Genomic DNA, 10,503 nt, shown 5'->3' with positions numbered 1-10,503 from the left:
GTGTCCCTGATCGCTTCAGACCACTTCCGCATCGTTGTCGGCCTCGGCAAGAGCGGCATGTCCCTGGTTCGCTTCCTGGCGAACCGGGGCACGTCGTTCGCCGTGGCCGATACGCGGGAAAATCCACCGGAGCTGGTCACGCTGCGCCGTGACTACCCGCACGTGGAAGTGCGCTGTGGCGAACTGGATGTCGAGTTTCTGTGCCGCGCCGATGAGCTCTACGTGAGCCCCGGCCTGGCGCTGGCTACACCGGCCCTGCAAGCGGCTGCGGCGCGGGGCGTAAAGCTGTCCGGCGATATCGACCTGTTTGCGCGCAACGCCAAGGCGCCGATCGTGGCCATCAGCGGTTCCAACGCAAAAAGCACCGTGACCACCCTGGTCGGCGAGATGGCGGCTGCGGCCGGCAAGCGCGTGGCGGTGGGCGGCAACCTGGGGATGCCTGCGCTGGACCTGCTCAGCGACGACGTCGAGCTGTACGTGATGGAGCTGTCGAGTTTCCAGCTGGAAACCACTCACGAGCTGGGTGCCGAAGTGGCCACCGTGTTGAACGTCAGCGAAGACCACATGGACCGCTACAGCGGCCTGCCGGCTTATCACCTGGCCAAGCACCGGATCTTCCGGGGTGCCAGGCAGTTTGTTGTCAACCGCCAGGATGCCCTGAGCCGTCCACTGATCGGCGAGGGCATGCCGTGCTGGACCTTCGGCCTGGGCAAACCCGACTTCAAGGCATTCGGCATTCGCGAAGAGAACGGCGAGAAATACCTGGCCTTCGAATTCCAGAACCTGATGCCGGTGCGCGAACTGAAAATCCGTGGCGCCCATAACCAATCCAATGCCCTGGCAGCCCTGGCGCTCGGCCATGCGGTTGGCTTGCCGTTCGACGCCATGCTCGCCGCCCTGCGCACGTTCGCGGGCCTCGAGCATCGCTGCCAGTGGGTGCGCGACCTCGATGGCGTCAGCTATTACAACGATTCCAAAGCCACCAATGTCGGCGCCGCCCTGGCGGCCATCGAAGGCCTGGGTGCCGATATCGACGGCAAGGTGGTGCTGATCGCCGGCGGCGACGGCAAGGGTGCCGACTTCAAGGACCTTAAAGACCCGGTGGCTGCGCATTGCCGCGCCGTGGTGCTGATGGGCCGCGATTCGGACCTGATCGCCGCCGCCCTGGGTGACGCCGTGCCGCAGGTGCGCGCCACTTCCCTGGATGACGCCATTGCCCGGTGCAAGGCCCTGGCCCAGCCGGGTGATGCGGTACTGCTGTCGCCGGCCTGCGCCAGTTTCGACATGTTCAAGAACTATGAAGAGCGCGGCCAGCTGTTCGCCCGCGCCGTGGAGGCTTTGGCATGAGCCTCAACCTGAAGAACATCATCAAGCCGTACCCGTCGCCGATCATTACCGGGCGCGGCATCGACCTGGATTTCCCAATGCTCGCCGGTTGCCTGGCGCTGCTCGGCCTGGGCCTGGTGATGATCACCTCGGCATCTTCCGAAGTGGCCGCCGTGCAGTCGGGCAACACCCTGTACATGATGATCCGCCACCTGGTGTACCTGGTGATCGGCCTCGGCGCGTGCATCGTCACCATGATGATTCCGATCGCCACCTGGCAGCGCCTGGGTTGGCTGATGCTGATCGGCGCGTTCGGTTTGCTGGTCATGGTGATCCTGCCCGGCATCGGCCGCGAAGTGAACGGTTCGATGCGCTGGATCGGCTTCGGTGCATTCAACGTACAGCCGTCGGAAATCGCCAAGGTGTTCGTGGTGATTTACCTGGCCGGCTACCTGGTACGCCGTCAGAAAGAAGTGCGCGAAAGCTGGATGGGCTTCTTCAAGCCGTTCATCGTGCTGCTGCCCATGGCCGGCCTGCTGCTGATGGAACCCGACTTCGGTGCCACCGTGGTGATGATGGGGGCTGCCGCCGCGATGCTGTTCCTCGGCGGTGTCGGTCTGTTCCGCTTCACCTTGATGGTGGTGCTGGCCGTTGCGGCCGTGACGATCCTGGTACAGGCGCAACCCTACCGGATGGCGCGCCTGATTACCTTTACCGACCCGTGGTCCGACCAGTTCGGTTCCGGCTACCAGCTGACCCAGGCGTTGATCGCGTTTGGGCGCGGCGAGTGGCTGGGCGTGGGCCTGGGCAACAGCGTGCAGAAGCAGTTCTACCTGCCGGAAGCGCACACCGACTTCGTGTTCTCGGTACTCGCCGAGGAACTGGGCGTGGTCGGCTCGCTGTGCACCGTCGCGCTGTTCGTATTTGTCTGCGTGCGCGGCATGTACATCGGCTTGTGGGCCGAGAAAGCCAAACAGTATTTCGCCGCCTATGTGGCGTATGGCTTGTCGTTCCTGTGGATCGGCCAGTTCCTGATCAATATCGGCGTGAACGTCGGCTTGCTGCCGACCAAGGGCCTGACCCTGCCGTTCCTCAGTTACGGCGGCAGTTCGTTGGTGATTTGCTGCGCTTGCCTGGGTTTGTTGCTGCGCATCGAGTGGGAAAGTCGTACGCACCTGGGCAGCGAAGAGATGGAGTTCAGCGAAAGCGACTTCGCCGAGGAGCCGACCCATGGGCGCTAACGTGCTGATCATGGCCGGCGGCACCGGGGGCCATGTGTTCCCGGCCCTGGCCTGCGCGCGCGAATTCCAGAGCCGTGGCTACAGCGTGCACTGGCTGGGCACGCCGCGCGGCATCGAGAACGAGCTGGTGCCGAACGCCGGTTTGCCGCTGCACCTGATCAACGTCACCGGCCTGCGTGGCAAGGGCAAATTGTCCCTGCTCAAGGCGCCGTTCGTGTTGCTCAAGGCGGTCATGCAAGCGCGCAAGATCATCCGCGAACTGAAGCCGGTGTGTGTGCTCGGCTTTGGCGGTTATGTGACCGGCCCCGGTGGCGTGGCGGCGAAACTCGCCGGCGTACCGGTGATTGTCCATGAACAGAACGCCGTCGCCGGTACCGCCAACCGTCTGTTGGTGCCGTTGGCCGCGCGGGTGTGTGAAGCCTTCCCGAAAACGTTCGCGGCTTCGGACAAGCTTCGCACCACCGGCAACCCGGTGCGTACCGAGCTGTTCATGGCCATCGCACGTGAAGCGCTGGCCGGACGCAAGGCACACCTGCTGATCCTGGGCGGAAGCCTGGGCGCCGAGCCGCTGAACAAATTGCTGCCTGAAGCCGTTGCGCAACTGCCCGAAGCACTGCGTCCGGAAATCTTCCATCAGGCCGGCAAAAACCACGATGAAGTCACCGCCACGCGCTATCGCGAAGCCGGTGTCGAGGCGAACGTACAGCCCTTCATCAAAGACATGGCCCAAGCCTATGGCTGGGCCGACCTGGTGGTCTGTCGCGCTGGTGCGCTGACCGTCAGTGAACTGGCTGCCGCCGGTCTGCCGTCATTGCTGGTGCCTCTGCCCCATGCAATCGACGATCACCAGACCCGCAACGCCGAATATTTGGCCGGGGAGGGCGCTGCCTTCCTGCTGCCGCAAAGAACGACTGGCGCCGCCGATTTGGCCGCACGCCTGACCGAGGTTTTGATGCAACCGGAACGACTCAACAGCATGGCGAGCACCGCAAGCCGCCTGGCCAAACCTGACGCAACCCGCACCGTGGTCGATATCTGCCTGGAGGTGGCCCATGGTTGAGAATCAGAAAGCCATGCCGCAACCGGAAATGCGCCGCATCCGTCGCATCCACTTCGTCGGTATCGGCGGCGTGGGCATGTGCGGCATTGCCGAAGTATTGCTGAACCTGGGCTATCAGGTGTCCGGCTCCGATTTGAAAGAGTCGCCGGTCACCGAGCGCCTGAAGTCCTTTGGCGCGCAGATTTTTATCGGCCACCGTGCCGAGAACGCCGCCGAGGCCGACGTGCTGGTGGTATCCAGCGCTGTGAATACCTCCAACCCGGAAGTGGCCACCGCCCTCGAGCGTCGTATCCCCGTGGTGCCGCGCGCCGAGATGCTCGCCGAGCTGATGCGCTACCGCCACGGCATCGCCGTCGCCGGTACTCACGGCAAGACCACCACCACCAGCCTGATCGCCTCGGTGTTCGCCGCCGGTGGCCTGGACCCGACCTTCGTCATCGGTGGCCGCCTGAATGCAGCCGGCACCAATGCCCAGCTCGGCACCAGCCGCTACCTGATCGCCGAAGCCGATGAAAGTGACGCGAGCTTCCTGCACCTGCAACCGCTGGTCGCCGTCGTCACCAACATCGACGAAGACCACATGGCGACCTACGACGGTGACTTCAATAAGTTGAAGAAAACCTTCGTCGACTTCCTGCACAACCTGCCGTTCTACGGGTTGGCGGTGGTGTGCCTGGACGATCCGGTGGTGCGCGAAATCCTGCCGCAGGTCAAGCGCCCGACCGTGACCTACGGCTTCAGCGAAGATGCCGACGTGCGTGCGATCAATGTACGCCAGCAAGGCATGCAGACCTTCTTCACCGTGCTGCGCCCCGACCGCGAGCCGCTGGATGTCTCGGTGAATATGCCGGGCAACCACAACGTACTGAACTCCCTGGCGACCATCTGCATTGCCACCGACGAGGGCGTCAGCGATGAAGCCATTGTCGAAGGCCTGTCGCGCTTTGCCGGTGTCGGGCGGCGCTTCCAGGTCTACGGCCAACTGCCGGTCGAAGGCGGTGACGTGATGCTGGTGGACGATTACGGTCACCACCCGACCGAAGTCGCCGCCGTGATCAAGGCCGTGCGCGGTGGCTGGCCGGAGCGCCGACTGGTGATGGTCTACCAGCCGCACCGCTACAGCCGCACCCGCGACCTGTACGACGACTTCGTCAATGTATTGGCCGATGCCAACGTGCTGCTGCTGATGGAAGTCTACCCGGCCGGTGAAGAACCGATCCCGGGCGCCGACAGCCGCAAGCTGTGCAACAGCATCCGTCAGCGCGGGCAGTTGGACCCGATCTACATCGAGCGTGGTGTGGACCTGGCGCCGATCGTCAAGCCGCTGCTGCGCGCCGGCGATATCCTGCTGTGCCAGGGTGCCGGTGATATCGGTGGTCTTGCGCCTAAATTGTTGGCCAGCCCGCTGTTTGCCGCCCAGAAGGGGACGTCGAAATGATCACTGATTACGCCTCCCTGTTCTCCACGGTCGCGCCTGCCGACTTCGGCCGCGTCGCCGTGCTGTTCGGCGGCAAGAGCGCCGAGCGCGAAGTGTCGCTCAAGTCCGGCAATGCCGTGCTGCAAGCCCTGCAAAGCGCCGGCGTGAACGCGTTCGGCATCGACGTGGGCGATGACTTCCTCGCCCGCCTGCAGGCCGAAAAGATCGACCGCGCCTTCATCATTCTGCATGGCCGTGGCGGTGAAGACGGCAGCATGCAGGGCCTGCTCGAGTGCGCCGGCATTCCCTATACCGGCAGCGGCATTTTGGCGTCGGCGCTGGCGATGGACAAGTTGCGCACCAAGCAGGTGTGGCACAGCCTGGGGATTCCAACCCCGCGTCATGCCGTGCTGTGCAGCGAAGACGATTGTATTTCTGCGGCCAAGGAACTGGGCCTGCCTTTGATCGTCAAACCAGCCCATGAAGGCTCCAGTATCGGCATGGCCAAAGTGAACTCGGCCGCCGAATTGATCGACGCATGGAAAGCGGCAAGCACCTACGATTCGCAAGTGATGGTGGAACAGTGGATCCAGGGTCCCGAGTACACCATCGCCACCCTGCGTGGCCAGGTATTGCCGCCCATCGCATTGGGCACGCCCCACACTTTTTACGATTACGACGCCAAGTACGTGGCTTCCGATACCCAGTACCGGATTCCCTGCGGTCTTGACGCAACCAAGGAACAACACTTGATGGACCTCACGGCGAAAGCCTGTGAGGCGCTGGGTATCGCCGGCTGGGCGCGGGCAGACGTGATGCAGGATGACCAGGGCAATTTCTGGTTCCTGGAAGTCAACACCGCGCCGGGCATGACCGACCACAGCCTGGTCCCCATGGCCGCCCGTGCCGCCGGCCTGGATTTCCAGCAGTTGGTGCTGGCGATCCTGGCCGCCAGCATCGAGCCAAGAGGCTAAGACATGAAAGGCGCATCGCTTCGTCATCAGCCCCCACAAGCACCGAGCCGCAAGCCGGTGCCACGGGGTGCCAGCCGCATGGTGGCCAAAGAGCCGATGTCGGCGCGCCTGCCCAAAGCCAACTTTGGTTTCATCAAGGCGCTGTTCTGGCCGGTGTTGCTGGTGGTGCTGGGTTTTGGCACCTACGAGGGCGCGCAGCGTCTGTTGCCGTATGCCGACCGGCCGATCACCAAGATCAGCGTGCAGGGCGACTTGAGCTACATCAGCCAGCAAGCAGTGCAGCAGCGCATCAGCCCGTTCCTGGCGGCGAGCTTCTTCACCATCGACCTGGCCGGCATGCGCGCCGAGCTGGAACAGATGCCGTGGATCGCCCACGCCGAAGTCCGTCGCGTATGGCCGGACCAGGTCACGATCCGCCTGGAAGAACAACTGCCCGTGGCCCGCTGGGGCGACGGGGCACTGTTGAACAACCAGGGGCAGGCGTTTGCGCCGCGTGAAGTGGCGAACTATGAGCACCTGCCGCAGCTGTTCGGGCCGCAGCGGGCGCAACAGCAAGTGATGCAGCAGTACCAGGCCTTGAGCCAGATGCTGCGGCCACTGGGCTTCTCCATTGCACGCCTGGAATTGCGTGAGCGGGGCAGCTGGTTTCTGACGACCGGGGCAGGCAGTTCCGGCCCGGGCATCGAGTTGTTGCTGGGACGCGACCGCTTGGTGGAAAAGATGCGCCGCTTTATTGCCATCTATGAAAAAACCTTGAAAGAACAGATCACGAACATTGCGAGCGTCGACCTGCGTTACGCCAACGGCCTGGCCGTCGGTTGGCGTGTACCGGCGGCGCCCACGGCAGCACAACCCGCTGTCGCGAAGAATTAAGAAGAGGCAGGACCCATGGCAAACGTGCAAAGCGGCAAAATGATCGTCGGTCTCGATATCGGCACCTCCAAGGTGGTGGCGCTGGTCGGCGAGGTCGGTGAAGACGGCACGATCGAAATCGTCGGTATTGGCACGCATCCGTCCCGGGGCCTGAAGAAGGGCGTGGTGGTGAACATCGAGTCCACCGTGCAATCGATCCAGCGCGCCATCGAAGAAGCGCAGCTGATGGCCGGTTGCCGGATTCACTCGGCGTTCGTCGGCGTGGCCGGCAACCATATCCGCAGCCTGAACTCCCACGGCATCGTGGCGATCCGCGACCGTGAGGTCAGCGCGGCCGACCTCGAGCGCGTCCTCGACGCCGCCCAGGCCGTGGCGATCCCGGCTGACCAGCGTGTGCTGCACACCTTGCCGCAGGACTACGTGATCGATAACCAGGAAGGCGTGCGCGAGCCGCTGGGCATGTCCGGCGTGCGCCTGGAAGCCAAGGTCCACGTGGTGACCTGCGCCGTCAACGCTGCACAGAACATTGAAAAATGCGTGCGCCGTTGTGGCCTGGAAATCGACGACATCATTCTCGAGCAGTTGGCGTCCGCGTATTCGGTACTGACCGACGACGAAAAAGAACTGGGCGTGTGCCTGGTGGACATCGGCGGCGGCACCACCGACATCGCGATCTTCACCGAGGGTGCGATCCGTCACACCGCCGTGATCCCGATCGCCGGCGACCAGGTCACCAACGACATCGCCATGGCCTTGCGTACACCGACCCAGTACGCCGAGGAAATCAAGATCCGCTACGCCTGCGCCCTGGCCAAGCTGGCCGGTGCCGGTGAAACCATCAAGGTGCCGAGCGTCGGCGACCGTCCGCCGCGCGAACTGTCGCGCCAGGCCCTGGCCGAAGTGGTCGAGCCGCGCTATGACGAGCTGTTCACCCTGATCCAGGCCGAGCTGCGCCGCAGCGGCTACGAAGATTTGATCCCGGCCGGCATCGTGCTGACCGGTGGCACCTCGAAGATGGAAGGCGCGGTCGAACTGGCCGAGGAAATCTTCCACATGCCGGTGCGCCTGGGCGTGCCCCATGGCGTCAAGGGCCTGGGCGACGTAGTGCGCAACCCGATTTATTCCACCGGTGTGGGCTTGCTGTTGTACGGACTGCAAAAGCAGACCGACGGCATTTCCCTGTCGGGCCCGAGTATCCGTGACAGCTACCGCAGCGATGACGAAGCCAAAGCGCCGTTGTTCGAGCGGCTGCAGGCGTGGGTCAAAGGCAATTTCTAAAGACTTACCGTGACACCGCAACACCCGTAACAAGCAGTAGGCGAAAAAACTAGAGAAAATGAAAGGAGAGGGAACATGTTTGAACTCGTAGACAACATCCCCGCTAGCCCGGTTATCAAAGTAATCGGTGTCGGCGGTGGCGGCGGCAACGCTGTCAACCATATGGTCAAGAGCAACATTGAAGGCGTTGAATTCATCTGCGCCAACACTGATGCCCAGGCGCTGAAAAGCATCGGCGCGCGGACCATCCTGCAATTGGGCACAGCCGTGACCAAGGGCCTCGGCGCTGGCGCCAATCCGGAAGTCGGCCGTCAAGCCGCTCTGGAAGACCGCGAGCGTATTGCCGAAGTGCTGCAAGGCACCAACATGGTGTTCATCACCACCGGCATGGGCGGCGGTACCGGTACCGGTGCAGCGCCGATCATTGCCGAAGTGGCCAAGGAAATGGGGATCCTGACCGTTGCTGTCGTGACCCGTCCGTTCCCGTTCGAAGGCCGCAAGCGCATGCAGATCGCCGACGAAGGTATCCGTCTGCTGTCTGAAAGCGTCGACTCGTTGATCACCATTCCCAACGAGAAACTGCTGACCATCCTGGGCAAGGACGCAAGCCTGCTGTCCGCGTTCGCCAAGGCTGACGATGTACTGGCCGGTGCCGTTCGCGGTATCTCCGACATCATCAAGCGTCCAGGCATGATCAACGTCGACTTTGCCGACGTACGTACCGTCATGAGCGAAATGGGCATGGCGATGATGGGCACCGGCTGCGCCAGCGGTCCGAACCGTGCACGCGAAGCCACCGAAGCGGCTATCCGCAACCCGCTGCTCGAAGACGTGAACCTGCAAGGTGCACGCGGCATCCTGGTGAATATCACCGCCGGCCCTGACCTGTCCCTGGGTGAGTACTCCGACGTGGGTAGCATCATCGAAGCCTTCGCTTCCGAGCACGCCATGGTCAAGGTCGGTACCGTTATCGATCCGGACATGCGCGACGAGCTGCACGTGACCGTGGTTGCGACCGGCCTGGGTGCGAAAATCGAGAAGCCTGTGAAGGTCATCGACAACACCCTGCACAACAGCCAGGCCAGCCACGCCAGCCAGTCGGCTGCCGCTCCAGCGCCTTCGCGCCAGGAACTGCCGTCGGTGAACTACCGTGACCTGGATCGTCCGACCGTGATGCGCAACCAGGCTCAGGCCGGTGCTGCGGCGTCCCGTAGCCCGAATCCGCAAGACGATCTGGACTACCTGGATATCCCGGCATTCCTGCGTCGTCAGGCCGATTAATGGAATGTATCAGGGCTATGAAGGTGATTGGTGTTCAGCAAAGGTCTGGTCTGCTATTATCGCCAGCCTTTGTTGATACCAGTTCGCAATTTGCGCTGAAGCGGTCCAAGCCATGATTAAACAACGCACCCTGAAGAATATTATTCGTGCCACAGGTGTAGGTCTGCACTCCGGGGAGAAGGTATACCTGACCCTCAAGCCTGCACCTGTCGACACCGGCATCGTGTTTGTGCGTGCCGACCTGGACCCTGTGGTGCAGATTCCTGCTCGCGCGGAAAACGTTGGCGAAACCACGATGTCGACCACACTGGTCAACGGTGACGTCAAAGTGGATACGGTGGAGCACTTGCTCTCGGCCATGGCTGGCCTGGGCATCGATAACGCCTACGTCGAGCTCTCCGCGTCCGAAGTCCCGATCATGGATGGCAGCGCTGGACCCTTCGTATTCCTGATTCAATCTGCCGGCCTGGAAGAACAGGACGCAGCCAAGAAGTTCATTCGCATTCTGCGGGAAGTGACAGTAGAAGACGGCGACAAGCGCGCCACCTTCGTCCCGTTCGAAGGCTTTAAAGTGAGCTTTGAGATCGATTTCGATCACCCGGTATTCCGTGACCGCACCCAGAGTGCAAGCGTGGATTTTTCCAGCACTTCGTTCGTAAAAGAAGTCAGCCGCGCCCGTACCTTTGGTTTCATGAGTGACATCGAGTACCTGCGCAAGCACAACCTCGCACTCGGCGGCAGCGTTGAAAACGCCATTGTGGTCGACGCGGATGGTGTACTGAACGAAGACGGCCTTCGCTACGAAGACGAATTCGTCAAGCACAAGATCCTCGATGCAATCGGTGACCTCTACCTGCTGGGCAATAGCCTGATAGGCGAGTTCAAAGGCTTCAAGTCGGGCCACGCCCTTAACAACCAGCTGCTGCGCAAGTTGATTGAGCAGACAGACGCTTGGGAAGTCGTGACCTTCGAAGATGCCAGCACCGCACCGATCTCTTACATGCGTCCCGTTGCGGCGGTGTAAGTAACAACTCTCTTTCTTTAGTTTTTAAA

At 62.4% G+C, this 10,503-nt stretch carries 9 protein-coding genes; all 9 read left to right on the top strand.

The window, feature by feature from the left end:
* The 9 genes from murD to lpxC all read left to right on the top strand — a co-directional run bounded on the left by murD (position 1) and on the right by lpxC (position 10,474).
* A complete protein-coding gene (gene murD / locus BFP93_RS07405) occupies positions 1–1,347 on the top strand; it encodes a UDP-N-acetylmuramoyl-L-alanine--D-glutamate ligase (protein ID WP_065892617.1) in 1,347 nt (448 codons plus the stop codon).
* The gene (ftsW, locus tag BFP93_RS07400) at positions 1,344–2,567 is read left to right on the top strand and encodes a putative lipid II flippase FtsW (protein ID WP_065885825.1); all 1,224 of its coding nucleotides are present in this window, start codon (positions 1,344–1,346) and stop codon (positions 2,565–2,567) included. The genes murD and ftsW overlap by 4 nt, the downstream gene beginning before the upstream one ends.
* Positions 2,557–3,627 carry an undecaprenyldiphospho-muramoylpentapeptide beta-N-acetylglucosaminyltransferase gene (gene murG, locus BFP93_RS07395; protein ID WP_065892616.1) on the top strand — a complete coding sequence of 357 codons (1,071 nt, stop codon included), beginning with the start codon at positions 2,557–2,559 and terminating at the stop codon, positions 3,625–3,627. The genes ftsW and murG overlap by 11 nt, the downstream gene beginning before the upstream one ends.
* Entirely contained in the window at positions 3,620–5,065 is a 1,446-nt protein-coding gene (gene murC / locus BFP93_RS07390; protein WP_065892615.1) for a UDP-N-acetylmuramate--L-alanine ligase, read from the top strand. The genes murG and murC overlap by 8 nt, the downstream gene beginning before the upstream one ends.
* On the top strand, positions 5,062–6,018 hold the full coding sequence (locus BFP93_RS07385; RefSeq protein ID WP_065885828.1) for a D-alanine--D-alanine ligase: 957 nt from the start codon (positions 5,062–5,064) through the stop codon (positions 6,016–6,018). Before murC ends, BFP93_RS07385 begins: the two co-directional genes overlap by 4 nt.
* A gap of 3 nt (positions 6,019–6,021) precedes the next feature.
* Positions 6,022–6,891 (top strand): cell division protein FtsQ/DivIB, encoded by an 870-nt coding sequence (locus tag BFP93_RS07380; RefSeq protein WP_065885829.1) that lies wholly within the window; start codon positions 6,022–6,024, stop codon positions 6,889–6,891.
* 15 nt (positions 6,892–6,906) lie between these two features.
* Entirely contained in the window at positions 6,907–8,169 is a 1,263-nt protein-coding gene (gene ftsA, locus BFP93_RS07375) for a cell division protein FtsA (RefSeq protein WP_057724626.1), read from the top strand.
* A 75-nt stretch (positions 8,170–8,244) separates the two neighbouring features.
* The gene (ftsZ, locus tag BFP93_RS07370; RefSeq protein ID WP_012722300.1) at positions 8,245–9,450 is read left to right on the top strand and encodes a cell division protein FtsZ; all 1,206 of its coding nucleotides are present in this window, start codon (positions 8,245–8,247) and stop codon (positions 9,448–9,450) included.
* Positions 9,451–9,562: 112 nt separating this feature from the next.
* Positions 9,563–10,474 (top strand): UDP-3-O-acyl-N-acetylglucosamine deacetylase, encoded by a 912-nt coding sequence (lpxC, locus tag BFP93_RS07365; RefSeq protein ID WP_003171886.1) that lies wholly within the window; start codon positions 9,563–9,565, stop codon positions 10,472–10,474.
* Positions 10,475–10,503: the final 29 nt, after the last annotated feature.

Source organism: Pseudomonas sp. 44 R 15, from assembly GCF_900004965.1.
In the GTDB taxonomy this organism is placed as follows: domain Bacteria; phylum Pseudomonadota; class Gammaproteobacteria; order Pseudomonadales; family Pseudomonadaceae; genus Aquipseudomonas; species Aquipseudomonas orientalis_A.
This window is presented reverse-complemented; position numbering and strand designations above follow the sequence as displayed.

Bases quoted from the DNA above. Each gene is read 5' to 3' on its own strand.
- lpxC (WP_003171886.1), top strand. From the start codon at position 9,563: ATGATTAAACAACGCACCCTGAAGAATATTATTCGTGCCACAGGTGTA.
- ftsW (WP_065885825.1), top strand. From the start codon at position 1,344: ATGAGCCTCAACCTGAAGAACATCATCAAGCCGTACCCGTCGCCGATC.
- murG (WP_065892616.1), top strand. From the start codon at position 2,557: ATGGGCGCTAACGTGCTGATCATGGCCGGCGGCACCGGGGGCCATGTG.
- BFP93_RS07385 (WP_065885828.1), top strand. From the start codon at position 5,062: ATGATCACTGATTACGCCTCCCTGTTCTCCACGGTCGCGCCTGCCGAC.
- BFP93_RS07380 (WP_065885829.1), top strand. From the start codon at position 6,022: ATGAAAGGCGCATCGCTTCGTCATCAGCCCCCACAAGCACCGAGCCGC.
- murC (WP_065892615.1), top strand. From the start codon at position 3,620: ATGGTTGAGAATCAGAAAGCCATGCCGCAACCGGAAATGCGCCGCATC.
- ftsA (WP_057724626.1), top strand. From the start codon at position 6,907: ATGGCAAACGTGCAAAGCGGCAAAATGATCGTCGGTCTCGATATCGGC.
- ftsZ (WP_012722300.1), top strand. From the start codon at position 8,245: ATGTTTGAACTCGTAGACAACATCCCCGCTAGCCCGGTTATCAAAGTA.